The organism is Litorihabitans aurantiacus, from assembly GCF_030161595.1.
GTDB classification, from domain to species: domain Bacteria; phylum Actinomycetota; class Actinomycetes; order Actinomycetales; family Beutenbergiaceae; genus Litorihabitans; species Litorihabitans aurantiacus.
In genome coordinates this window covers 3,558,948-3,583,720 of sequence record NZ_BSUM01000001.1, presented here as the reverse complement: position 1 = coordinate 3,583,720, position 24,773 = coordinate 3,558,948, and the positions used below count along the sequence as shown (strand labels likewise).

At 74.9% G+C, this 24,773-nt stretch carries 20 protein-coding genes; 9 read left to right on the top strand and 11 right to left on the bottom strand.

The genetic code is table 11. From position 1 onward, the window contains the following. Nucleotides 1-30: 30 nt before the first annotated feature. The 8 genes from QQK22_RS16960 to QQK22_RS16925 form a co-directional block, all read right to left on the bottom strand. Nucleotides 31-3,483 (bottom strand): GH92 family glycosyl hydrolase, encoded by a 3,453-nt coding sequence (locus tag QQK22_RS16960; protein ID WP_284248449.1) that lies wholly within the window; start codon nucleotides 3,481-3,483, stop codon nucleotides 31-33. Beyond that, the gene (locus tag QQK22_RS16955; protein ID WP_284248448.1) at nucleotides 3,480-4,685 is read right to left on the bottom strand and encodes an S-layer homology domain-containing protein; all 1,206 of its coding nucleotides are present in this window, start codon (nucleotides 4,683-4,685) and stop codon (nucleotides 3,480-3,482) included. The genes QQK22_RS16960 and QQK22_RS16955 overlap by 4 nt, the downstream gene beginning before the upstream one ends. Continuing rightward, nucleotides 4,640-6,898, bottom strand: coding sequence for a GH92 family glycosyl hydrolase (locus QQK22_RS16950; protein ID WP_284248447.1), 2,259 nt, complete (start codon nucleotides 6,896-6,898; stop codon nucleotides 4,640-4,642). The genes QQK22_RS16955 and QQK22_RS16950 overlap by 46 nt, the downstream gene beginning before the upstream one ends. A gap of 85 nt (nucleotides 6,899-6,983) precedes the next feature. Then, entirely contained in the window at nucleotides 6,984-8,000 is a 1,017-nt protein-coding gene (locus QQK22_RS16945; RefSeq protein ID WP_284248445.1) for a LacI family DNA-binding transcriptional regulator, read from the bottom strand. Between the two features lie 4 nt (nucleotides 8,001-8,004). Next, nucleotides 8,005-9,330, bottom strand: a complete 1,326-nt coding sequence (locus QQK22_RS16940; RefSeq protein ID WP_284248443.1) for an AI-2E family transporter — start codon at nucleotides 9,328-9,330, stop codon at nucleotides 8,005-8,007. 124 nt (nucleotides 9,331-9,454) lie between these two features. Then, entirely contained in the window at nucleotides 9,455-9,910 is a 456-nt protein-coding gene (locus QQK22_RS16935; RefSeq protein WP_284248441.1) for an arsenate-mycothiol transferase ArsC, read from the bottom strand. Then, nucleotides 9,907-10,260 (bottom strand): Hpt domain-containing protein, encoded by a 354-nt coding sequence (locus tag QQK22_RS16930; RefSeq protein WP_284252322.1) that lies wholly within the window; start codon nucleotides 10,258-10,260, stop codon nucleotides 9,907-9,909. The genes QQK22_RS16935 and QQK22_RS16930 overlap by 4 nt, the downstream gene beginning before the upstream one ends. A 20-nt stretch (nucleotides 10,261-10,280) precedes the next feature. Next, nucleotides 10,281-10,676 (bottom strand): response regulator, encoded by a 396-nt coding sequence (locus QQK22_RS16925; protein WP_284248438.1) that lies wholly within the window; start codon nucleotides 10,674-10,676, stop codon nucleotides 10,281-10,283. A 156-nt stretch (nucleotides 10,677-10,832) separates the two neighbouring features. Between QQK22_RS16925 and QQK22_RS16920 the strand changes: the two genes are divergently transcribed. The 7 genes from QQK22_RS16920 (at nucleotide 10,833) to QQK22_RS16890 (ending at nucleotide 19,346) form a co-directional block, all read left to right on the top strand. Beyond that, on the top strand, nucleotides 10,833-12,953 hold the full coding sequence (locus QQK22_RS16920; RefSeq protein WP_284252319.1) for a sensor histidine kinase: 2,121 nt from the start codon (nucleotides 10,833-10,835) through the stop codon (nucleotides 12,951-12,953). Between the two features lie 73 nt (nucleotides 12,954-13,026). Next, a complete protein-coding gene (locus QQK22_RS16915; protein ID WP_284248431.1) occupies nucleotides 13,027-13,500 on the top strand; it encodes a pyruvoyl-dependent arginine decarboxylase in 474 nt (157 codons plus the stop codon). Beyond that, entirely contained in the window at nucleotides 13,497-14,054 is a 558-nt protein-coding gene (locus QQK22_RS16910) for a hypothetical protein (protein WP_284252317.1), read from the top strand. Before QQK22_RS16915 ends, QQK22_RS16910 begins: the two co-directional genes overlap by 4 nt. Nucleotides 14,055-14,163: 109 nt before the next feature. Further along, nucleotides 14,164-14,865 carry an ABC transporter ATP-binding protein gene (locus tag QQK22_RS16905; RefSeq protein WP_284248427.1) on the top strand — a complete coding sequence of 234 codons (702 nt, stop codon included), beginning with the start codon at nucleotides 14,164-14,166 and terminating at the stop codon, nucleotides 14,863-14,865. After that, on the top strand, nucleotides 14,862-16,208 hold the full coding sequence (locus QQK22_RS16900; protein WP_284252315.1) for a hypothetical protein: 1,347 nt from the start codon (nucleotides 14,862-14,864) through the stop codon (nucleotides 16,206-16,208). The genes QQK22_RS16905 and QQK22_RS16900 overlap by 4 nt, the downstream gene beginning before the upstream one ends. A 602-nt stretch (nucleotides 16,209-16,810) precedes the next feature. Then, nucleotides 16,811-17,908, top strand: a complete 1,098-nt coding sequence (locus QQK22_RS16895) for a hypothetical protein (RefSeq protein ID WP_284248422.1) — start codon at nucleotides 16,811-16,813, stop codon at nucleotides 17,906-17,908. 46 nt (nucleotides 17,909-17,954) lie between these two features. Continuing rightward, complete coding sequence (locus tag QQK22_RS16890; RefSeq protein WP_284248420.1) at nucleotides 17,955-19,346, top strand: MFS transporter; 1,392 nt, start codon at nucleotides 17,955-17,957, stop codon at nucleotides 19,344-19,346. A gap of 12 nt (nucleotides 19,347-19,358) precedes the next feature. Here QQK22_RS16890 and QQK22_RS16885 read toward each other — a convergent pair whose 3' ends face one another. Further along, a complete protein-coding gene (locus QQK22_RS16885) occupies nucleotides 19,359-19,757 on the bottom strand; it encodes a DUF418 domain-containing protein (RefSeq protein ID WP_284248418.1) in 399 nt (132 codons plus the stop codon). Next, on the bottom strand, nucleotides 19,727-20,692 hold the full coding sequence (locus tag QQK22_RS16880; protein WP_284248415.1) for a DUF418 domain-containing protein: 966 nt from the start codon (nucleotides 20,690-20,692) through the stop codon (nucleotides 19,727-19,729). Before QQK22_RS16880 ends, QQK22_RS16885 begins: the two co-directional genes overlap by 31 nt. 97 nt (nucleotides 20,693-20,789) lie before the next feature. On the opposite strand from QQK22_RS16880, the gene QQK22_RS16875 reads away from it, so the two are divergent. Next, entirely contained in the window at nucleotides 20,790-21,260 is a 471-nt protein-coding gene (locus tag QQK22_RS16875; protein WP_284248413.1) for a magnetosome magnetite crystal formation protein family, read from the top strand. Between the two features lie 85 nt (nucleotides 21,261-21,345). Continuing rightward, nucleotides 21,346-22,374, top strand: a complete 1,029-nt coding sequence (locus QQK22_RS16870) for a resuscitation-promoting factor (RefSeq protein WP_284248411.1) — start codon at nucleotides 21,346-21,348, stop codon at nucleotides 22,372-22,374. Nucleotides 22,375-22,386: 12 nt separating this feature from the next. On the opposite strand, the gene QQK22_RS19015 is transcribed toward QQK22_RS16870, so the two are convergent. Continuing rightward, complete coding sequence (locus QQK22_RS19015; RefSeq protein ID WP_348525621.1) at nucleotides 22,387-23,946, bottom strand: phosphotransferase; 1,560 nt, start codon at nucleotides 23,944-23,946, stop codon at nucleotides 22,387-22,389. Between the last annotated feature and the right edge of the window lie 827 nt (nucleotides 23,947-24,773).

The window sequence follows — 24,773 nt, the reverse complement described above, 5'->3', positions numbered from 1 at the left end:
GGTCGACAGTCCGACAAAACCTACGACGGGTCAGTCACGCTCCCGCTCGTCGAAACGGTGCAGGAACGCGGCCATCGCGTCGCGGGCGATCGGGCGCAGCGGCTCGTACCGCCGGGTGCCGTCGTTGCCCTCCCAGCCGGTCGCGATGCCGGTGTCGTGCAGCCAGATCATCTCGGTGGCGAACCGGTCCGTGACCGCGACGTCGACGAACGGCGAGACCCCTGCGGCGTCGCCCCCGCCGTCCCCGTCGTCCCCGCTCGAGCCGGCGAGCCGGTACAGGAACGCCGCCATCGCGTCGCGGGCGATCGGCTCGAGCGGCCGGAACTCGCGCGCGCCGTCGGCCCGCTCCCACCCGGTCGAGATCCCGCGCTCGGCGAGCCACGCGATCTCCCGGTAGAACTGGTCGGTCGTGGCGACGTCGACGAACGGCGACACCGCGGGCTCCACGTAGTCGCTCTCGTCCGCGAGGCGGAAGAGGAACGCGGCCATCACGTCGCGCGCGATCGGGGCGAGCGGCCGGTAGGTCGCCGTGCCGTCCGACTCCGCCCACCCGCGCGTGATGCCCCGGTCGTGCGCCCAGATGATGTCGCTCGCGAACTGGTCACCGGTGGCCACGTCGCTGAACGGCGAGACCAGCGAGACCGTGTACGCGAACGGTGTGCGAGCGATCTCACCGCCGTCGGCACGCGTCACCACGAGCTCGCCGCGCCGCTCCCCCGGCCCGGCGAGGACCGGCGTCGTGACCTCGAGCGGACGCGCGAGACCGTCGCCGATCGCGACGGCGGTGCTCGTCCCGTCCTCCCAGTCCAGCCGCGCCGTGGCATCGGCCGGCACGGCCGCCTCCGCACCGGTCAGGGTGCCGACCGCCCCGGTCAGCCCCTCGACGCCCACGACCCGGCCCTCGGCGGCCCGCAGCTGCGCCACGGTCGAGCAGCGAGACACGGGCGCGTCGCCCGGTCCCGTGCCCCACGGCGAGGTGGTCTCCGACGTGAGGTCGACGCGCACCTCACCGCCGGCGAGCACCTCCTCGATGGTCAGGTGGCTGCGCGTGACGGCGTCGCCCCCCAGCGAGACGCCGTCGACCATCTGCAGCTCGTCCCCCGAGGCGCCGTCGGCCACGATCACGAGGTCGGGGGCGTCCGGCAGCGTGATCTCGATGCGCTCGAACCGCGGGCTCGTCACGAGCAGCTCGCCCGTGCCGGGCAGCCCCGGGTAGAGGCCGAGCGACGTCAGCACGTACCAGGCCGACATCGTGCCGAGGTCGTCGTTGCCCGTGACCCCGGCCGGGCCGTTGGTGAACAGGCGCTGCGCGGTGCGCACCACGGCGGAGGCCTTCGCGGGCTCGCCGAGGTAGGAGTAGTACAGCGGCGCGTGCAGGTCGGGCTCGTTGTTGGGGTTGTACTTCGAGCCGGAGTAGTCCAGCGCCCCGGTCACCCAGCTCGAGCGCGCGTGCGTGAGCCAGCCGTCGCTGCCGTCGAGGATCCCGGGCGTCTCGAAGAACGTGTCGAGGCGCTCCAGCGCCTGCTCACGCCCGCCGACCTGCGCCGCGAACCCCTCGGGGTCCTGCATCGTGGAGAACTGGTACTGCCACGGCGTGCCCTCCTCGAAGCCGTTGGAGTCCGAGCCCGAGGCCTCCGGGGCGGACGGGCTCCACTGCGTCGGCGAGACCCGGGCGCGCGGGAAGCCGGTGAAGCCCCCGTGCGTGACGCTCGGGTCCCAGACGTTCCGCCAGTTCCCGGCCCGGTCGGCGTGCCGGCGCGCGTCCGCCTCGATCCCGAGGTCGTCGGCCACGACGGCGACGGCGCACTCGCCCACCGCGTACTCGAGGGTGGCCGACCCGGCGCGCTGCCGGTCGTCCGACATCCCCTTCTTGGCCACGCCCGGCTCGTGCCGGATGAACCCGTCGGCGATGAAGCTCGCGTTGCCCGAGCGGCCCGCGAACTGCGAGTCCGCCGGCGGCAGCTCGGTCGCGTTCCTCACCATCGCCGCGTAGGCGGTGGCGGCGTCGAGCGCCACGTCCTCACCGGCCAGCGTCTCGGCGGCGGGGAGCACGACGGCGCCCGGGTCGCCCTCGGCGTCGATCGCGCCGTAGCGCCACAGGTCCGCGAGGTAGGGCCCGGCCGGGTCACCCGTCATGGTGTTGGTCTCGTAGCTGGCGTAGGACCAGCGGGGCAGCCAGCCCGCCTGGGCGTCGATCGCCAGGACCGATCGCCCGAGGTCGCGCGCCCGCTCGGGCCAGAACGCCGCGAGCAGCTGGTTCTGCGTGCGGTAGGTGTCCCACAGCGAGAAGTACTGGTAGTACTCCCAGCCGTCGGCCACGTGCTCGCGACCGTCGAGGCCGACGTAACGGCCGTCGACGTCCGTGCCGATCGAGGGCTGCGTGAGCGCGTGGTAGAGCGCCGTGTAGAAGACGGTCCGGTCGTCGTCGGAGCCGCCGTGCACCCGGATGCGGCTCAGCTCCGCGTCCCAGTCGGCCTGCGTCCGCTCGCGGACCTCGTCGAACGGCACCAGCGCGCCGTCGGCGGTCTCACCCTCGGCCGCGAGGTTGCGCCGCGCCCCCTCGACCGAGGTGTAGGAGATCGCCGTCGAGACCTGGACCGTGCGGTCGGTCGTCGTGTCGAGCGTGAGCCAGGCGCCCGCCAGACCCTGCGCGTCGTTCGCGACGGCGGGGCGGCCGGCCTGTGCGCCCCGGGCGTCCCACGTGCCGGAGCCGGTGACGTCGCCGTCCACGCGCAGCGCGAAGTACTGCGTGTAGGTGTAGCCCTGGCCGGAGCAGAAGCCCTGCGCCTCCGCCTCGCCCGTGATCACGCCGTCGTCACCGATCTCGATGGAGGACGACCGGATCTTCATCTGCGCGTCGGCGCGGCCGGCGACGCCGTTGGCCTGCCCGACGTTGAGGAAGAGGTTCGCCTCGGGGGTGGCCGGGAACGTGTAGCGCTGCAGCCCGACGCGCGTCGTGGCGGTGGTCTCGACGTCGATCCCGCCGAACGAGGTCAGCATCGTCCGGTAGTACCCGGCCTCGCCGACCTCGCCCTCGTGCGTGTAGCCCGAGCCGTAGCTGCGGTAGTCGAAGGTCGCGGCGTCCCCGGTGTCGAACGTCGCGCCGGGGCCGACCGACCCGGTGGTCGGCTGGATCGGCAGCACGCCGCCCTGCTCCCAGCAGCCCGCGCCCGAGAGGTTCTGCGTGCTGAAGCCGTAGATCGTCGGGTCGTCGTAGGCGTAGCCGGAGAACCACGCCGTCGTCGGGCTGACCTGCGTCATCCCGAACGGGGCGGTCGCGCCCGGGAAGGTGTTGCCCTCCCCGCGGCTGCCGATGAAGGTGTTCACCAGCGCCGACGGGTTCTCGGGCGCCGGCTCCGCCGTCGCCGCCCCGGTCGGGACGAGCGCGAGCGTCGCCCCCACCGCGAGCGCCGCGATTGGGGCGACGGCGAGACGCGCCCGCCGCGCGCGCCGGACGGCTCGCGTCGCCACCGCCGCGCTCACCGCTGCTCCCGCTCGTCGAAGCGGTGCAGGAACGCCGCCATGGCGTCGCGGTTGATCGGCGACGTCGGACGGTACAGCGCGGTGCCGTCGTTGCCGACCCAGCCGGTCGCGATCTCCGTCCCGTGCAGCCACGTGATCTCCCGGTAGAACTGCGTCTGCGGCGTCACGTCCGTGAACGGTGAGACCGCCGGCGGCGTGGTGTCGGGCTCCTGCGCCATCCGGTACAGGAACGCCGCCATCGCGTCGCGGCCGATCGGCTCCAGCGGGCGGAACTCCGCCGTGCCGTCCCCGGATCCCCACCCGGTCGAGATGCCGGCCTGCGAGAGCCACACGATCTCCGTGTAGAACTGGTTCTCCGGCGTCACGTCGGTGAAGGGCGAGGCCGGGGGCAGCGCGACCTCCGGGCGCCCGGCGAGGCGGTACAGGAACGCCGCCATCGCGTCGCGCGCGATCGGTGTCAGCGGGCGGAACTCGCGGGTGCCGTCGGGGTTCTCCCACCCGGTGGTGATGCCACGCTCCGCGAGCCACGCGATGTCCGCGGCGAACTGCTGGTCGGGGGCGACGTCGACGAACTCGAGCGGCACCTGCCGCACCTGCACCGTCACCTCGGCGGTCACGGGCGCGAACGGCTCCGGCGCGAACCGGGGGCGCTCCCCGGCGGGTGCCACCGTCAGCGTCCCGGTGACGGTGCCGGTCTCCGGGAGATCGAGGACGGCGGCCAGCTCCCAGGCGGTGCCGTCGTCCGTCGCGGTCGCCTCGACCGGGACGGTGGCGCCGTCGATCTCGAGCGACGCCGAGACGGGGACGTCCCGCGCGAGCAGCTCGTCGACCGGCACGTCGCCCGGTGCGTCCGGGCGGTCGTCGGTCAGCGCGAGCGAGCCGAGGGTCACGGGGCTCGCGACGCCGGCGGTCGCGGCGACCTCCACCGTCGTGAGCTCGGGTGCGACGCGGTCCGGCCACGCCACGCTCGGCAGGCGGTCGGCCTCCGCCTTCCCCCAGGAGGTGGTGGTGCGGTCCTGCACGAGGTCGAAGGTCAGGTCGCCGGCCGCGCGCAGGTCCTCGACGTCGACCCAGGTGGCGGAGTGGTCCTCGCCGTCGAGCGCCACCGACGCGATGTAGCTCGGGGTCCGCTCCGTGGCACCCTCGGCCGCGATGGTCAGATGCCCGGAGTCGTCACCGAAGGAGACCACGGCCTCCTGCACGCGGGGGCGTTGAGCGCCATCATCCCGGAGCCCGGGACGACCGGCTGGACGCCGATCGCGGCCATGACGTACCAGGCCGAGAGCGTGCCGAGGTCGTCGTTGCCGACGCCGCCGCCCGGGGAGTCCGGGTAGAGGTTCATCGCGGCCGCCAGGACGTCGTTGACGTGCTCGGGCTCACCCGCGGCGCTGTAGAGCCAGGGGTTCATGATGGTCGGCTCGTTGCCCGGGTTGAAGCCGCGGCTCTGGTAGTACCGGCTGCCGCCGGGGTCCCACGACGACGGCCGGGCGCCCGGGCTGCTCTGCAGCGCGGGCAGGTTCACGTAGGTGTCGAGGCGGTCGAGGAAGGCCTCGGTGCCGCCCATCGCGCGCTGCAGGCCGGCGACGTCCTGGCCCGCCATCCACTGGTACTGCCACGGCACGGCCTCGTGGAAACCGGTCTGCTGGACGGGTGAGATCTCCGGCGTCGTGACGAAGGTGCCGTCGGGGCGCACGGCGTTGACCATGCCACGGAACCCACCCGTGAGCTCGACGTCGGGGTTCCACAGCCGCTGCCAGCTCTGGCCGCGGCGCAGGAACTCGCGGGCGGTCTCGTCCTCGCCCATCCGCTGCGCCGCCGCGCCGATCGCGGCGTCGGAGATGGCGAACTCCATGCTCGAGGAACCGCCGTGGCGGTACTCCTCGAACTGCTGCCCGAGACCTGGCTGCGTCTCCGGGTAGAAGGGGATGTGGCCGTTCTCGAGGTAGAACTCCGCACTCTGGCGCCCGACGCTCGCGACGCCCTCGGGCGGCGCGGTGGTCGCGTTCTCCACCAGGAAGTCCCACAGCTCGTCGTGGATGTCCTCGGGCACCGTGCCGAGCGTGAAGTTCTCGGCCAGCCACGCCGAGACGGGGTCGCCGGCCATGATGTTGGTCTCGACGTTCCCGAGGCTCCAGCGCGGCAGCCACCCGCCCTCGACGCGGTGGCGGTACATGGAGCGCACGACGTCCTGCGCCCGCTCGGGCTCGATCAGGGCGTGCAGCGTGGCCTGGGTGCGGTAGGTGTCCCAGAGCGAGAACGTCTGGTGGTAGGTCCAGCCGTCCGCGGTGTGGACCTCGCCGTCCATCCCCCGGTAGCGGCCGTCGACGTCGCTCCCGATGGTCGGGGACAGGAGCGTCTTGTAGAGCTGGGTGTAGAAGACCCGCTGCTCCTGCGGCGAGGCCGTGACGGCGATGCGGCCGAGCGCCTCGTTCCAGCGCTCGCGCGCGGCGTCGCGCACGACGTCGAAGGTGGTGCCGGCCGGGACCTCGGCCTCGCGGTTGGCGCGCGCCCCCTCGACGTCGACGAACGAGACGCCGATGCTGACCTCGAGCGTGGCGTCCTCGCGGGTGTCGAGCACGACGGCGGCGCCGTTCTGGCCGCCCGCGACCTCACCCTGCGCGCGGTCGGCCTCGTAGGTCGCCGAACCGCTCCACCCGCCGCGCGAGGTCGGGTCGCGGTCGAGCTCGAGGCTGAAGAAGTAGCGCTGCATCGCGCCGCCGCCGCAGAACCCGGAGTTGTCGATCCAGCCCTCGAGCGTGCGCGCGTCGGTCCACGCGTAGGAGCTGGCGCCCGCGTCCCGCAGCGTCTGCCCCAGGTTGAAGGAGAGGTTGGCGGTCTGCGTCGCCGGGAAGGTGTAGCGGTGGACGGCGGTGCGCTCGGACGCCGTCAGCTCGGCGGTGACCTGGTTGCCGAGCCCGACCGAGTAGTAGCCGGCCTCCGCGCTCTCCTCGCCCGTGATCGGGATGAACTGCCGCGCGGTGACCGGCTGCGGCGTCGTCGTCGGGGTCACCAGGAGCTCGCCGGCCGCCGGGCAGCCCGCGCTGTTCACGTGCCGCTGGCTGAAGCCCCACGTGCGGCGCGCGTCGAAGGAGTACGACGTCGAGGCGTAGCTGTTGGTGTTGTCCGGGCTCGGCTGCACCATCCCGAAGGGGACGGTGGCGCCCGGGTAGGCGTTGCCCTCGCTCTCGGTGCCGACGAACGGGTTCACGAGGGCGGCGAGGTTCTCCGGGGCGGGCTGCGCGGCGGCGGCGTCGGCCGGTGCGGCCGCCTGCGCGGGCTCGGCGGACGCGGCGGCGGGCAGCCCGGCGAGCAGGGCGCCGCCGAGACCGACCGAGGTGAGGACCGCGACGGCGCGGCGCGGGACGGGTCCCCGCCGGCGGCCCTCGGCGTGACGGATGTGCGGACGTGGCTGCATGGGTCCCCCTCGACATGACTGCGGTGGCATGGCTTGGAATCGATTCCAGAGCCACCGTAGAGGTGATCCAGATCTCACACAAGGGTCAGCTGCGCACGACGAGCCGGGCGTCGATCAGCTCCGCGCGGGCCGGTCCGTCCCACCCGCCGACGCGGTCCAGCAGCATGCGCGCCGCGCTGCGTCCGATCGCCGCGGGGTCCTGCGCGACGACCGTCAGCGGCGGGTCGAGGAGGTCGGCGAGCTCGAGGTCGTCGAATCCGACGTGGTCGAGCCGGGACCCGAGCCGCCGCAGGGCGCGCAGCGTGGCGACCGTGGTGCGGCTGTTGCCCGAGAACACCGCGGTGGGCGGGTGGGGCGAGGCGAGCTCGCCGCGCAGCCGGTCGAGCACGACGGCGTCGTCCGCACCGTCGTGGTAGGCCAGCAGCGCCGCGTCGTCCGCGGCGTCGACCGCGTCCTGCGCCCCGCGCCGCCGCTCGCGGGCCGTGAAGTGGCGGTCGTCGTCGAGCATCGCCACGACGCGCCGATGCCCGCGCGCGAGGAGGTGGGCGACGGCGGCGCGCGCCCCGGACCGGCTGTCCGTCATCACGCTGTCGGCCTCGAAGGTCAGCGCCGGCCGGTCGACCAGGACGACGTGCACGCCCTCGCGGGCGAGCGCCGCGATGCCGGACTCGTCCGCGTCCAGCGGCATCGTGACGACGAGCCCCTCGATCCGGCGGGAGGCGAACTCCTCCAGCAGGCGACGGCGCCGAGTCGCGGAGCCGCCCGCGGACGCGGCGAGGAGGGCCCGGTCACCGCCCTCGAGCGCGTGCTCGAGCGCCCGCTGGAGGTGGGAGTAGAACGGGTCGGCGACGTTCTCGACGAGGAGGCCGACGGTGCGCGAGCGCCCCGCGCGCAGATCGCGCGCCGCGTGGTCGCGCACGTAGCCCAGCGCCTCGATCGCGGCCCGCACCCGGTCCCGCGCCGCGTCGGAGACCGCCGTGTCGTCGTTGAGCACGCGCGAGACGGTCCCGATCCCGACGCCGGCGGCGCGGGCGACGTCCTTGACGGTGGCGCGCCGCGGGCGGGACGTCCCGGCGGCGGGACCGGTCCCGATCGCGCTCACGTCGTCACGGTCGCGGCGGGGCCTCGTCGCGGGTGGACGTCGGCGCGGCGAGGTCCTCGTGCACGGGGGCGGCGGCAGCGGGGTGGGCACGGTCGCGACCGTCGTGATCGCCGTACGACTCGTGCGACTCGCCGTCGTGCGCCTCGCCCTCGTGCGCCTCCTCGTCGGCGGCCGCGGCGCGCCGTCGCCGTCGCACCGGCACCACCTCCTCGCGCTTCTTCCGCGCGAACCGCGCCGGTGTCCCGGGCCCGTCCCAGACGGTGACGGCGCCCCAGATCGCGGCGGCGATCGGCACCGCGAGCACGGCACCGGTGATGCCGGCGGTCACGGTGCCCGCGGTCAGGGCCACGAGGATCACGAGCGGGTGCAGGCGCAGCGAGCGCGCCATGATGATCGGCTGCAGGAGGTTCCCCTCGAGCTGATTCACGCCGACCACGATGGCGACGACGATGATCGCCGCGCCCAGCCCGTCGGTGACGAGCGCGACCAGCGCCGCCAGCACCCCCGCGAGCGTCGCCCCGACGAGCGGGATGAACGCGAGCAGGAACGTGAGCACGGCCAGCGGGATCGCCAGCGGCACGCCGAGGATGGCGAGACCGATGCCGATGCCGATCGCGTCGACGGCGGCGACGGTCGCGGTCCCCCGCACGTAGCCGCCGAGGGTCTGCACCGTCTTGTCCCCGACGCGGCGGCCGCGCTCGTAGGCCTCACCCTCGAACGGGCGCAGCAGGAACTCCCAGATGCGCGGGCCGTCCTTGAGGAAGAAGAACAGCACGACAATCACGAGCACGAGGCCGGTGACGAAGTTGGCGGTGGCCGAGACGCCGGCCACGACGCCGGAGGAGAAGCCGCTCGAGGACAGCAGACCGGTGACGGTTGACTGAGCCTCCTGGATCTGCTGATCGGTGATCTCGAACGGGAGGCCGGAGAACTGGTCCTGGAGCTTCCCGATGCCCTCGACGGCGGAGTCCTGGAGGTCGCTCCACTGGCGCGCGACCGTCTCGACCACGCCCCAGACGATCCCGGCGAGCAGCGCGACCAGACCGAGCAGCGCGGTCCACGTCGCGAGGATCGAGGGCCAGCCGTGGTCGCGGAGCCACCGCACGACCGGTGAGATCGCGGACGCGAGCACCAGCGCGACCAGCACGGGGATGGCCACCAGGGTCAGCTGCGTCACGAGCAGGCCGAACACCGCGACGACCGCGAGGATCGCGAGCCACTGCAGCGCGCGCGTCCCGATCGTGCCCACGCCGTCGGACCACAGGCGCGCCACGCCCTCGCGCGGCGTCTCGGCCGTGGTGGGGCGTCGGCGGGTGGACGGGTTCGGCATCGCTACCTCCGGGACGTCTCCCGCTCGTCGGACGACGGCGGGCGGCGCCGCGGGGCGGCGCCGTCACACCTTCCCACGGAACGCGCGCACGACGGCGGATGCGCCGCCGTCCCGACGGCCGGAGTCAGCGCGGCGCGACGTCCGCCAGGAGGGCCTCGACGCGCGCGGCGATGTCGTCGCGCAGGAGCACGAGCCGCTCCAGCCCCTCGACGCCGCGCTCGGAGGGCTCGTCGAGCTCCCACCGCTCCACGGCCGGGCGCGACGCACCGGAGCGGTCGAGCTCCTCGAGGAGGGGCTCGACGTCGACCTCGCCGCCGAGCAGCACCACACGGCCGGCCTCGCCGAGGTCGGCCGCGAGCAGCTCCTTGGGGTACTCCCCGCGGCAGGTGGCGCCGACCTGCTCGACGACGGCCGCGGCCTCGGCGCTCACGTCGGGCGCCGGCGCCGTGCCCGCCGAGCGGATCTCGACGGCGGCGGGGGCGTCCCGGCGCGCCAGGGCGGCCGCGATCTGCGACTTCCCGCTGTTGCGCACGCACACGAACAGCACGACGGTGCGGTCCTGGTCACGGATGGTGGTCACGTCGCTCCTGGGGTCGGGGTGTCGTCGTCCTCGGTCGAGTCCGGGCCGAGGGTGAGGAGCTCGACGACGCGCAGCGCGGCGGGACGCACCGTGGCGGCAGCGCCCCCCGCCGCCAGGCCGTCCATGACGGTCCGGGCGAGAGCGGAGGCGGCCTCGTAGCCGAAGGTCCCCGCCGATCCCGCGATCTGATGGGCGAGGGTGGTGGCGTCCTCCCGCACCGCGTCGGCCAGGGGGTCGGCACCCGCGGCGAGGAGCGTCACGAGGCGGTCGGCGCGCTCCTGGTTGCGCTCGAGGGCGCGGGAGGCGATCGCCGCCAGGAGGGCGTCCCCGTCGGGACCGAGCTCGCTCACCCCTCCAAACTAGTGCAGCCTCAGCGGTCGGCACCCCGCGCGTCGAGGAGCTCCGCGACGCGGGCCGCCAGGGTCATCGGGTCGAACGGCTTGGCGATGACGCCCAGGATGTCGAGCCCCTGCCACTCGGGCTCCTCGCCCGTCGCGGCCTTCGCCGTCATGAGCACGACGGGGACCTCCGCCGCACCCGGCACCTCGCGCAGCCGCGCGAGCGTCGTGATCCCGTCCATCCCGGGCATCATCACGTCGAGGAGGACGACGTCGGGGCGCGCGTCGCGGACGGCGTCGATCGCCGCCGGGCCGTCGCCCGCCGTCGTGACGCGCCACCCACCCACGAGCTCGAGCGCGAGCGTGGCGACCTCGCGGATGGAGTCGTCGTCGTCCACGACCATGACGTGACCGCGGGTGTCGGTCATGTCGTCCTCCGTCACGGAGAATCGGGCGAGGGGCCGGCCCGTACCGGTCGGACCCGGGGTGGCCCGACGAGGGCAACGGTAGTGGGCACGCCACGGCGGCGCATCAACGACGTCGGTCACCGCTGCTGGAGCGCACCGAACATTAGGCTCGTGCTCGTGATCACCACACGCGGACTCAGGGAACCGCAGACGATCGCGACGATCGTCACCGTCGCATGGACGCTGGGCCTCCTCGCCGTCACGCTGTCGGGCCTCGACCGCGAGACCCGCTCCGCGATCTCCCAGGTGGCGATCATCGTCACCGCTCTCGTGTCCACCGTGCTGTGCTGCCTGCGCGCGAGGCGCAGCTCCGGGCGTCGCGCGCGCGCGTGGCTCCTGCTCGGAGCCGCGGGTTTCACAGGGCTGACCGGGAACGTGCTGGCGGCGTTCACGGGTGCGGAGAACGTCTCGGAGCTGGCCCTCCTGCTGGCGCTGGTCATCGGCGTGGCCGCCCTGCGGTCGTTCCCCGACCGGGAGCTGAAGCGACCGCAGGTGCTGCGCATGCTGCTCGACGGCGTGGTGGTCGGCGGGTCGGTGCTCTTCGTCTCGGCCCTGGTCATCTTCCCCGCACTGACCACCAGCAACGGCGGCTGGGACCTGACGCGGGTCATCACGATCGCCCTGCCCGTGATGGACGCCGTCCTGGCGACGTTCGCCGTGCTGCTCATCATGCGCAGCACCGGGACGGACCGCGTACCGCTCGCGCTCGTGGGTCTGAGCTTCACGATGTACGCCGTCGCCGACCTCACCTACGCCGTCGTCGACTCCTCCGTCGGCTTCCAGTTCGGCACGGTCGCGGACCTGGGGTGGGTGGTCGGGTACGCGCTCGGTGGCATCGCGGCGTGCCACCCCGCGGGAGCCGGTCCGGCGCAGGACGCCCCCGCCACCGACGGCACCGAGCGGGAGGGTTCGGCGGTGGCGGGCACCGTCGTCACGTTCTGCCTGTTCATCGCTGCCGCTGTCGTGCAGATCCAGGAGAGCCTCGGGGCGATCTCCGGGCTCGCCGTCGCGCTCTGGTTCATCGTGATCGGCGCGGTCGCGCTCCGCCAGATCTCCCTCGTCGTCACGAACGAGCGCCTGCGACGGCGGCTCGAGATCCGCGTGCAGGAGCGCACCCAGGAGCTCGCCGACCTCACGCGCACGACGCAGCTCACGCTGACCTCCGTCGGCGAGGGCATCTACGGCGTCGATCCCGACGGCATCGTGACCTTCGTGAACCCGGCGGGCGCCCGCACCCTGGGGATGCGCTCCGAGTCGCTCGTCGGGCGGCACGCCCACGACGAGCTGCACGCCGCCCGCGAGGACGGCACACCCTTCCCGTACTCGGGCTGCTACATCCACGAGGCCGTCACCCAGGGCGTGACGATCAACTCCGAGGAGGACTTCTACCGCCGGGCGGACGGGGCGCTGGTTCCCGTCGAGGTCACGGCCAGCCCCGTGATCGACGACGGTCACGTCACCGGGGCCGTGGTCGTCTTCCGCGACGTCACGCAGCGCCGCGAGATCGATCGCATGAAGAGCGAGTTTCTCTCGGTCATCAGCCACGAGCTGCGGACCCCGCTGACCTCGATCAAGGGGGCGATCGGCCTGGTGGCCGGCGGCGCCACGGGCGAGGTCGCCCCGGAGTCCGCACGACTGCTCGGCATCGCGGGCGGCAGCGTGGACCGGTTGACGCGCCTCATCAACGACATCCTCGAGGTCGAGCGTCTGGGGTCCGGTGCCGACCCCCTCGAGCTGGTCGACGTCCCCCTCGAGCAGGTCGTCCGGGCCGCGGTCGACCAGACCGAGGCGCTCGCGACCCAGTCCGGGATCGCACTCGTGGTCGGTGACGTCCCCGGCACCGTGAACGCCGACGTCGACCGGATCGTGCAGACGCTCGTGAACCTGCTCGGGAACGCCGTCAAGTTCACGGGCACCGGTGGGCGCGTGGACGTGTCCGCGAGACCCGCGGGGATGTTCTTCGAGGTCGCCGTCCGGGACACGGGGCGCGGCATCCCCGCCGACCGGCTCGAGTCGATCTTCGGGCGCTTCGAGCAGGTCGACTCCTCCGATGCGCGCGAGAAGGGTGGAACCGGACTCGGTCTCGCGATATCGCGCGGCATCGTCTCGCGGCACGGCGGGAGGATCTGGGCCGAGTCGGAACCGGGGGTGGGCTCCACGTTCCTCTTCACGCTCCGCAGCGCCGACGCGGGTGCGGACACCGCCGACAAGCCCCCGTCGTCGACCCGCGTGGGATGACGGCCCACCTCCCGGCGGGCCCTACGATCGCAGGGTGCCGAACGAAGATTTGACGACACCTTCACCTTTCCCTGTGATCCGTGTGAGCGCCGGTGCAGGGTCGGGTCGGACGCCGCTGTCGGCCTTCGACGCCGCGCTGCGCGAGGCGGGTGTCGCTGACTTCAACCTGGTGCGGCTCAGCTCGGTCATCCCCCCGAACTCGCTCGTGGAGACCGTCGCGGGGACCGACCAGATCGTCGGGGACCACGGCGACCTCCTCTTCTGCGTGTACGCGGAGGCCCACGCCGAGCTGCCCTCCCACGAGGCCTGGGCCGGTGTGGCCTGGGCACTGGCGGACGACGGTTCGGGCGGGGGCCTCTTCGTCGAGCACGAGGGCCCCTCGCGCGAGCAGGTGGAGCGCGACCTGCAGTCCAGCCTCGACGACCTGATCGTCGGGCGCGGGGGCGGCTACCACCCGGCGGGCACGCTGATGACCAGCGCCGTCTGCGAGACCGAGCCGGTCTGCGCCCTGGTGGTGGCCACCTACCGTGCGCAGGGCTGGTCGTGACGGGCCGCACCGCCGTCAGCACCGTCCGACACCTCGGGCCCGACGACGTCGAGGCGTGGTGGCCCGTGTACGAGGCAGCGTTCGCGCCGATGGCGACGCGGGCGGCGGCTCGCCACCTCCTCACCCGGGACGAGTTCGCCGAGGAGATGGGCGACGACCGCATCCTCAAGCTCCTCGCGCGGGACGACGAGGGGCGCGCCGTCGCCATGACCACGATCGCCACGGACGTCTCGGCCGTCCCGTGGATCAGCCCGGACTACTACCGTGCCAAGCATCCCGAGGCGCTCGCGAGGAACGCTCTCTGGTACGTCGGGTACACCCTCGCGCACCCGTCGGAACGTCGGACGACCGCGTTCGTCGACATGCTCGACGCACTCATCGACATGCTCGCGGACGGACGCGTCACGGTCGGGTACGACGTGTCCCGGTTCAACGACCTCTCGCACCACTTCGCCGACCACCTGTTCCGGCGGGCGCGGCGCGTGAGCGACCTCACCGCCGACGAGGTCGACGTGCAGACCTACTACACCGCCACGTTCTCCCGCCGTCGCTGAGGGTCCGACCCCGGGAGGAGGGGCCCGCCCGTCCGCGGGCGCACGCCGTCGCGCGGGACGCCGACCGTGGCCCGACGCGGCGGGGCCCCCGGGCGCGCAGGCTCGAGGCATGACCACTCCACGCACGCTCGAGGCGCGCGCCCTGCACCGGACCTACGGCACGCGCGAGTCCACCACCACCGCCCTCGCGGGCGTCGACCTGACGCTCGCGGCCGGGTCGTCGCTCGCCGTCACCGGCCCCTCCGGATCCGGCAAGACCACGCTGCTCCACCTGCTGGCCGGCGTCCTCGCGCCGACGTCGGGCGAGGTCGTCTGGGACGGCCGCCCGCTCAGCACGATGCGCGACCGCGAGCGCACGGCGCTGCGCCGCACCGCGTTCGGCTTCGTCTTCCAGCAGGGACAGCTGCTCCCGGAGCTCCCCGCGCAGGAGAACGTGGCGCTCCCGCTGCTGCTCGCGGGCCGCAGCCGCTCCGAGGCGGTCGGTCGCGCCCGCCAGTGGCTCACGCACCTCGGGCTGGCGGGGATGGAGGCGCGCCGCCCGGGTGAGCTGTCCGGCGGCCAGGCGCAGCGCGTCGCGATCGCGCGGGCGCTGGTGGGGGCTCCCGGCGTGATCTTCGCCGACGAGCCGACCGGCGCGCTCGACCGCGGCACCGGCTGGGAGGTCATGCGGGCGCTCACGACGGCGGCGCGCGCCCAGGGTGCGGCGCTCGTCGTCGTGACCCACGACCCCGAGGTGGCGCGGTGGTGCAGCCGCACGGTGGAGATGCGCGACGGCCGCATCGTGCGCGAGCTCGCTCAGGTGGCGTCGTGACCACGCTGCGGCTCTGGCTCCTCCTGCGCCGGCGGACGGCGTCGGGCCCGCGCGACCCCGCGCGCCTGACCAGCGCGCTCGCCGTCGTCGCGTTCGGCGTGACGACGGCGGTCGCGCTCGTCGTCGTCGGCGGCCTGACCGCGTTCGTGCAGCGGCAGCTGACCGGCACGGGCGGGGACGAGAGCGGTGCCTACGTCGTGCTCGCCGCGTTCGCCACCCTGCTGCTGCTCGTGCCGCTGTCGACCCTCGGCGGCGCCGCGGCACGACTGGCGGTCGCGCGGCGCGACGCCCGCCTGGCCACCCTGCGCCTCGTCGGTGCGAGCACCGGGCGGGTCGCCACGCTGACGGTGCTGGACGCGGCCGTCCAGGCGCTGACCGGTGCGCTGGCGGGGGTCGCGGGCTACCTCGCGCTGCTGCCGCTCGTCGCCCGCCTGCGGTTCCAGGGCCGCGCGTTCGAGGTGGGCGAGCTGTGGGTGGGGGTGCCCGGGCTGGCCGCGGCGATCGTCGCCGTCGTCCTCGTCGCACTCGCCTCGGCGACCTCGAGCCTCGGGCGCGTCGCGATCTCGCCGCTCGGGGTGGCCGCGCGCACCACCCCGCCGGGGATGCGCGCCGCCCGGCTGATCGCCCTCGTCCTCGCCGCCGTCGGTGCGGCATCGGTGAGCTCGGCGCTGGCGGGGGCGCCGGCCGCCGTCGGGATCGCCGTCACGATGCTCCTCGTGGCCGGCGGCATGGCGACGCTGAACCTCGTGGGTCCGTTCGTGCTCGGCCTCGTCGGGCGGGTGACGGCGGCGCGCGCCCGCAGCGCCGCGACGCTCCTGGCGGGGCGGCGGATCGCGGACGACCCCCGGACCGCGTGGCGCAGCGTCGGCGGCGTCGCGCTCGCGACGTTCATCGCGGGGATCACGGCCGTCGCGGCGCTGCTGACGCCCACCGACGGGGGCGATCCGGCGGCGGACGCGCTGGCGCACGACGTCGGGACCGGCGGCCTCCTCACGCTCGCGATCGCGGGCCTGCTCGCCGCCGTCTCGACCGGGGTGCTGCAGGCCGGGCGGGTCATCGACCAGCGGCGCACGTACCGCGACCTCGCGCTCGTGGGGACCGACGCCCGCACGCTCGACGCCGCGCGGTTCCGCGAGACGCTCGTGCCGCTGCTGGTCGCGACCGGGACGGCCGCCGGGTCGATGCTGCTGATCCTCGGGCCGCTGGTGGGGGTGGGGACGTTCGCGGACCCGACCGTGCTCGTGCGGTACGTCCTGAGCGTGGCGGCGGCCGCCGGGCTGGTGCTGCTGGGGGCCGCGGCGAGCACGCCGGTGGCGCGGGCGGTGGTGGCGGGGGCGCGCTGAGCACCGGCGCGGCGCACCGTCGGGACACCGGCGGACCCGGGGACCGGACAGCTCACCCGTCCCGGGTTGGCGACCGATAGCCTCGGACCACACCTCGACCAGGGACCAGACATGAGCAACGACGGCCGCACGCCGCACCCCCGAACGACGACGCGCAGCACGACCCCGCGTCCGGCGCGACCCCGGCACCCGGGACCGATGGCGGATCGCAGGGTCCCGGCACCGCCTACGACGGGTGGGGTGCGCCCGCGGGATCGTCGGGCGCGACACCACCCGCGGCTCCGGCGGGGTCGTGGGGTGCCCCGGCCGACCAGGGTGGCTGGTCGCAGGGCTCCGCACCGCAGCACGGTCAGCCCTCCGGCCAGGCCCGGCCCGGCGGTGAGCAGTGGGGCCAGGCGCAGGGCGGTCAGCAGTACGGCGGTCAGCAGCACGGGGGCCAGCAGTACGGCCAGTCGCAGCCCGGTCAGTACGGATCCCAGCCGCAGGCGGGTCAGTACGGCGGTCAGCCGACCTACGACCAGCAGCCCGCCACCCAGCAGTACGGCCAGCCCGCCTACGGCGCTGCGCAGCCGGGCGGGGACCCGGCCCAGCCGTACCGGACCTTGCCCTTCGGCGGACCCGGCGGCCCCGGTGGCCCGAACGGCCCCGGCGGGTCCGGCGGCTCCCGGAAGCTCCCGCTCGCGGCGATCATCGGCATCGTCGTCGGGGTCGTGGCGCTGATCGTCGTGGTCTCTCTGCTCCTCGTGCTCGGCGGAGGCTCGGACGACGACGACGCCGAGCCGACCTCGACCGGCACGGGCACGGAGGCCGAGGCCGCGGGTGACGTCCCCGAGGAGATCGTCCAGACCTTCCTCGACGCCATCGCCGCGGGCGACGCCCAGACGGCCCTCGATCTCGTCGACTCCTCCACCGGCCTCGACGAGACCCTGCTGACCGACGAGGTGCTCGCCGCGTCGGCCGCGATCGCGCCGATCACCGACATCGTCGTGACCCCGCCGACGGACGACAACCCCTACGGCGTGGAGGTGGAGGTCGCCTACCAGCTCGGCGACACCCCCGTCAGCACGACCGTGCGACTCACGGGCGACGGCGACGGCGCCTACACCCTCACCTCGGCGGGCGGGTCGGTGTACGTGCCCGGCAGCGTCTCCGGCGTCGACGTCACCGTGAACGGCGTGCCCGTGACCGCGGGCGAGGACTACGACGCCTTCATCGGCACCTACGAGATCGCCACGACCTCGACCGTCTTCGGCATCACCGGCGAGACGCAGGCCGCGATCACCGAGCGGTTCGAGTCCGCATCCTTCAGCGGTCTCACCGTGGACCTGACCGAGGAGTCCGTCGCGGCCTTCCACGAGTCGGTGCGCGCCGCCGTCGACGAGTGCCTCGCCTCGACCACGCTCGAGGCCGGGTGCGGCCTGGCGGTCCCGGCCACCCTCAGCGACGGCACCCAGCTCACCGACGGCACCCTGACCCGCACGCTCTCGGGCGACGCCGAGCTGCGGATCGGCGACCTCGACCCCACGGCCGGCTACGACAACCCGAACTTCGTGCGCGGCCGCTCGATCGGCGGGGTCTCGACGACCGCCGAGTGCACGAAGGACGGCCAGGTCGGGACGTGCGACGTCCTGTTCGGCCCGAGCCTCGGCGCCCCGACCGTCGACTTCTCCACGGAACCGAGGACCGTCGTCTGGAACTGACGCACCCGAGCACCCCCGCCGCGCCCCCGGCGGGGGTGGGGGCACGATGACGTCGCTGGTCCGCCGGATCGACGACGCCGCGCGGCGCAACCCGTGGGCCGTCTGGCTCGCTGGCTGCTCGGTGTACTTCCTCGCCCTCCTGCACCGCTCCTCGCTCGGGGTGGCCGGACCGGCCGCCGTCGAGCGCCTGGACATCTCCGCGGCGCAGCTCGGCACGTTCGTCACCGTCCAGCTCGGCATCTACGCCGCGATGCAGGTGCCGGCCGGCCTGCTCATCGACCGCCTCGGCCCGCGCCGCGTGCTGCTCGTCGCCGCTCTGGTGATGGCGAGCGGTCAGGTCGCGTTCGCCTTCGCCGACTCCTACGGCCTCGCGCTCGGGGCGAGGGCGCTGCTCGGCCTCGGGGACTCCGCCGTCTACCTCTCGTGCCTGCGGCTGGTCGCGGAGTGGTTCCCGCAGCGGCGCTACGCCGTCCTGACGATGTGGACCGGCCTGTTCGGGATGGCCGGCAACCTCGTGGCGACCGTGCCCCTGACCTGGGCCCTGGGCGAGCTCGGCTGGGTGCGGACGTTCCTCCTCACCGGCCTGACCTCGCTCGCCGCGACGGTGCTGCTGCTGCGCCCGGCCGTCACCGCGCCGTTCCGCAGCGCGGAGGCGCACCGCGCCGAGGTGGCCGACGACGTCGCGCACCACCGGCCGCGCCGCTTCGCCGGCGTGGTCGACGACGTGCGCTCCGCGTGGCGCGGCACCGAGCTCGGCCGCGGCACCCAGGTGGGGTTCTGGACGCACCAGGCGACGATGGCGGGCGGGACCGTCCTCGCGATGGTGTGGGGCTTCCCGTACCTCACCGACGCGCTCGGCTACACCCCCGACGCCGCCGCCGGCACCCTGTCGCTGTTCATCGTCGCCACCCTCGCCTTCAGCTTCCTCATCGGACCGCTCGCCGGGCGGCGCCGCGGCTGGCGCATGCCCATCGCGATCGTCACGTCGAGCGCGGGCATCGCGGCCCTGCTGACGCTGGTGGCCTGGCCGGGCGGGCCGCCGCGGTGGGCGGTGACCCTCGCGTTCCTCGTCCTGGCGGCCGGCGGTCCCGCCTCGCAGGTCGGTTTCCACCTGGCACGCGACTACAACCCGCGCCGCCGGATCTCGACGGCGACCGGCCTCGTCAACATCGGCGGGTTCTCCGCGGCGATGGTGGGCGCGGTCGTCGTCGGGCTGATCCTGGACGTGCTGGCGCCGGACGGCTCGCCGTCGCCGACGGACTACCGCTGGGCGCTGAGCGCGATCGTGGTCATCTCGACCTTCTCGACGTGCGCGATGGTGCTCTCGCTGCTGCGCCTGCGGCGGCTCGCCCTCGGGCGGATCGCCGCGGGCGAGGAGGTGGCGCTGCCCGTCGTCGCCCACTGGTGGGACGTGCGCGAGCGCCGCTCCCGGGGGTGACGACGGCGCGCGTCAGGCGGTAGCGCCCACCCGGGCGCGGGGGTAGGACAGGCGACGCAGCAGCACCTCCGCCGGACCGCGCCGACCGGCGCGCTCGAGCGCGCACGCGCCGACGAGGATGACGAGCCAGACGGCGACGGCGATCGCCGCCGCACCCGCCGACCCGAGGTGCGCGCCGAGCCCCAGACCCCACGCGCTGAGCAGCGGCGCGACGAGCACGGACTGCGCGAGGTAGCAGCTCAGGGATCGCTTGCCGACGGCCTGCAGCGCCCACACGACCCGCCCGGGCGCGCGACCCCTCCGTTGGATGCGCACGGTGAGCAGGCCGAACAGGGCGACGTACCCGAGCCCCGCGCACATGCCCGTGACCGTCTGCAGCATCACGAAGCCCAGGTCCGCCGTCTCGGGCACACCCCACAGGTCGAGGTGCTGCGCGGCGGTGGCGGCGCCCCCGTCCAGCCGATCGCGAGCCCGACCACGGCCGTGCGGCGCAGCAGCGGCAGGTGCCGCTCGGGCTCCTCGAGCACGCGGTGGCGCGCCGCCAGGATGCCGACCAGGATCACGACCGGGATGACGCCGGACAGGAACACCTGCGAGGGCACGGCGACCACCCACATGAGGGAGCGGTCGACGATCGAGGCGAGGTAGCCGGGTTCGGCGACCCCGGTCTCGATGGGGTCCTCGACGGATCCACCGGCCGCGAAGAGGTCGGTGTCGGCGAGGGCGATCGAGACGGCGAGCGTCAGCGCCGACACCACCGTCAGCAGGCCGGCGATCACGATCGCCCAGATGCGGAGCACGGCGCTCGCGCGGTCGATGAACAGGGCCACGAGGATGACGCCGGCCAGCCCGTAGGCACCCAGCACGTCGCCGGACCACAGCAGCACGGCGTGCACCGCCCCGAACGCCACGAGCCACCAGTTCCGGCGTCGTAGGAGTCGGCGGGCGGCGCGGTGCTCGGTGCCGGCCGCCGCCTGGCGCGTGTAGAGCTGCCAGATGCCGTAGCCGAACAGCGCGGCGAACATCGGGTAGGAGCGCGCGTCGACGGCCACCAGCATCACGGTCTGGACCACGCGGTCGATCACGGAACCGTCGACCGGGTGCTCCGAGATGTCGCGCTTCGTGGCCGCGTACAGGTACCAGGGGATGTTCGCCAGCACGATCAGCAGCAGCATCGTGCCGCGGGCGAGGTCGGGTGCCAGGCTCCGGCCCGTCATGGCGGTCGGGCCTGCGGCCCCGGTCGGGGGTGCGGCGGCCGGGGCGGCGACCGGCGGGGCGACCGGCGGCGTCGCCATCGGTGGCATCCGCGGCATCGGGGGCGTCTGCGGTGGCTGCGCGCTCGTCATTGCCACCACCCTAGGGAGGTTCGACCGCGCGTGGGGCCCGGGGACCGCCCAGCGACCTGACACCGCACCGCCCCGCGCGGCCTGGCAGGCTGTGGCCGTGACGCCCCACGACCCCGACCGTCCCGCCGAGCCGTTCGCCTCGCCGTACGGCCCGCCGCCCTCGTGGCAGCCGCCGCCCGCGCCGCCGAGCGGCGCCCCGTGGGCGCTCGGCGTCCTCGCGCTCGTGCCGATCCCGTTCCTCGCGCAGGTGGGTTCCGGGATCGTGATGGCCGGGGTCGGCCGGAGCCGGCGCCGCTACGGCGGCGTCGACGCGGTCAACGGCCGGCACGCCGCCAACTGGGGACTGACCTACGCGCTCCTGACCGTGCTGCTCGTGGCGGGGCACTTCGTGCTGCTGTTCCTCGCCACGCGCGAGGGACCCGTCGACGGCTTCTTCCCGCTCGGCATCCTCATGACGCTGTGGCTGCTGATCAGCCTGGCGCACGTCGTCGTCTGCATCGTCGGTGGCGTCCGCGCCGGGGCCGGCCGGGAGTTCCGCGTCCCCGCGCTGCCGTTCTTCCGGGACTGACGTCGCCCCCGAGGAGCGAACGACGGCGTGCGTGGCCGTCCTCACGCGCCCTCGCCCCGGGCCCGCGGCCTCGGCTACCGTTCGGGTGACCCCTCCCGAGACGGACGCCACCATGCCCTCGCCCTCCCCCACGCCTGACGCCGTGACACCGCTGCCGGCCGCACCGGACGTGCCCCGCCGTCGTCCCGTGCTGCGCGCGGTCGCGGGCGCGGGCGTGCTGGCCGTCCTCGTGGGCGGGACCGGCGCCGTCGTCGTGAGCGAGCTGGGCCGCACCCCGGCCGTGGCGGCAGCCGACACGGCCACCCACGTCGCGAGCGCCGACGTCCCCCTCGTGAACCTCGACCTCGCCGCCACCGACCTCGTGCACGTCACCCCGGCCTCGCGCAGCCAGGCCCGTGCGGCGCTGAGCGACGCGCCCGGGGTGAGCCTCGCCGTCGTGGTGGACGGCGGGACGCGCGAGATCACGACGGCGGCCCCCACCCTCGCCGACGCCCTCGCCGAGGCGGGGGTCGAGCTCGGGTGGGACGACACCGTCTCCGCCGACCTCGCGGCGGCACCCGAGGCGGGTGCCGTGGTCACCGTCGAGCGCGGCACCACGCGCTACGAGACGCGGGACGAGGCGGTCCCGCACGCCGTCGAGCAGCGCGAGACCGACGAGCTGCCGCTCGGCGAGACCCGGGTGGTCACCGAGGGTGTCGACGGCGTCGCCCGCACCACGAGCGAGGTCACGCTCGCGGGCGAGACCGAGGTCGCGCGGGCCACGCTGCTGTCCACGCAGGTCACCGCGCCCGTGACGGAGGTCGTGGAGGTCGGGACGAACGAGCTGCCGACCTCGGTGAAGCTGTACACGCTGCGCCAGTTCATGAGCGCCGGCGTCGTGAACTGGGGCGGCTACCGGTTCACGTACTACTCGCAAGCGGTGCTGCCGGGCGGGGGCCTGAGCATCCCCGGCCGGCACGTGAACGCGGACGGCTACGTGGCCGACGCCGACGGCTACATCGTGCTGGCGAACGACTCCCCTCGCGGCTCGGTCATCGACACGCCCTTCGGCCACCAGGGCAAGGTCTACGACCGGGGCACGAACGGCAACCACTACGACGTCTACACGCAGTAGGGGCGCCGCCGGCTACGCGCTCGCGAGCGCCGCGCGCAGCAGACCCACCGCCGTCGTGCGCCACCGCGGCCGCATCGCGTAGACGCCCGCGAGCCGCAGACGGGCCGCCACGAGGTGCGCCGGCACCCGTGCGAGCGTGCCGGGAGCCGGAGCCGCGGCGCCGAGCAGCGCCTCCTCCGCGCGGGCCCGACGACGCGGGGTCAGCAGTCCCTGGCGCTCGCGCAGGTCGAGGTGCGCGAGCAGGTTCGCGAGGTCGAGCGCGCTCTCGCCGCGCGCAAGGGTGTCGAGGTCGAGGAGGCCGAGCCCGCCGTCGGGGGCGACGAGCACCTGCGCCTCGTGCAGGTCGCGGTGCAGCACGCCACGCGGGCCGGGCGGGTCCGTCAGGAGCGGCGCGAGCGCGTCGCGGACGACGTCGTCGCCGACGGCGGGCAGCAGCCCCCAGGCACGCACCGGGTCGAGCCAGGCGAGGGTCGTGGCGTGCTCGGCTGCGGCGTCGTGGCCGGGAAGCTCGAGGAGCGCAGGGGTGCCGGGGTGCGGCGCCGGGCCGGTGCCGTCGGTGCCCTCGGCCTCGCCGCCCACGGTCCCGTGCGCCGCCAGCGTCGCAAGCACGCGCCCGACGCCGGACCACGCCGCCGCGAGCGCCTCCTCGTCGGCGGTCTCGTCCCGACCGAGTGCCAGCAGGGTCAGACCGGGCAGCGGCGCGGTGGCGAGCGCGTCGTCGGTCGACCACAGCAGTCGCGGGGTGCGCGCGGCGCCGTCGAGGAGGCCGGCGAGCGCGTGGTGCCGTCGCGCGGCGTCGGCGGCGCGACCGCGCCGCGTCACCTTGACGAACGGTGCGTCGGGACCGCTGCCGCGCAGCACGGCGCGGCGGCCTGGCCGGTGCACCACGACCTTCTCGCCGAGCGCCAGCCGGTCCGCGAGGGCAGGCAGGCGCGCGTCGACGCCGCGAGGGTGGACGGTGACACGGGCGGCGCCGTCGTCGAGCTGCACCTCGGCGCCCCGGCGCGAGCCGTCGGCGGCCGCGAGCTCGAGCAGGGCTCGACCCGGGCCGCGCGGCCAGCCGCGCAGCACCTCGTGCGCGACGCCGTCGACGACGACGTGGTCGGGGGGCACGCCGCACGTGGACGACGACGACGGCGACGACGACGGCGACGGTGGCAGCGGCGCCGGCCGCGCGGCGTGCGCGGGCGGCCGCGCCGCGGTCCGCGAGGGCGGCCCGAGGAGCAGCGCCGGCAGCAGCCGGGCGAGCGTGCGGCGCGCGCGGGCGTGCGCGGCGGCGTCGGGCACGCGGTGTCGCCACGGCTCCGCGATCCGGGTGGCGAGCGCGCGGGCGGCGGCCGTCACGACGTCGTCCTCCGCGACGACGCCCCCGGCGGACCGGTACCCCGCGAGCAGGGGGCGGAGGAGCCGCCACGCGCGGGGGGCGAGCTCGGCCGGATCCGCCGCGACGTCGGCGGCCGACAGCCGCGCGAGGACGTCCCCCGCGAAGCTGCCGAGGTCGCGCGCGGGCGGGGCGACCGTGAGCCGGTCGAGGTCGAGCAGCGCGAGCTCGCCGTCCGGGCGCCGGAGCACCTGGTCCGGCGAGAAGTCTCCGTGGGCGAGGACGCACCCCCGGGCGCGGGGATCGGAGCGTCGTCGCGGTCGAGCGCCGCGACGGGGATCGCGTGCAGCCGCGCCACGAGTCGTCCGCACATCTCCAGGTCCGGCTCGACGAGGCGTCCCTCGAGGGTGGTTCCCGGCCAGAAGTCCAGGCGCAGCAGGCCGCCGCCCGACTCGAGCACGGGCGGTGTCGGCACGCCGTGCGCGGCCAGGACCCGGGCACCGTGCGCCGCCGTCGCCTCGCGGCCCGGGGCGCTGACCTTCACCAGCTCGCCCGTGGCCGACCGGCCCACCCAGCGCCGGCCGGGGTTGTGGCGCAGCGTGACTACCCCGGTCCGCAGCACGGGTGCGAGCGCGGGCAGCGCGCGGTCCGCGGCGTGCCCGACGGCGATCGCGCGCGTCCCGTCCGCGCCCGCGGCCCGGGCGTCGTCGGTCCGGGCGGCCTCGGCACGGGCGTCGTCCGCCACGGCGTCCTCAATCCGGGCGTCGTCCGCCCCCGACACCGCCCAGGTCCCCCGCCGCGCGGCCGATCGCGCGAGCTTGGACCGCTTCGCGCCGCCGCCCGCGGCGGTGCCGAGCACGATCGCGTGGCGCACCGGGCCGCCGTCGGGTGCCGCGACCTCCACCCACGCCTGCACCGAGGTGCCCGGCTTGTGCCGGAGGTAGCGCACGCGCGCGCCGTCGCCCGCACCGCCGACATCCACACCGCCGTCGCCCGCACCGCCGTCACCCACCTCGAGCCCGGCTTCCCGCAGCCAGCGCGCGGTGGCCGCGTCGTCGAGCAGCATCGCGAGCGCCGG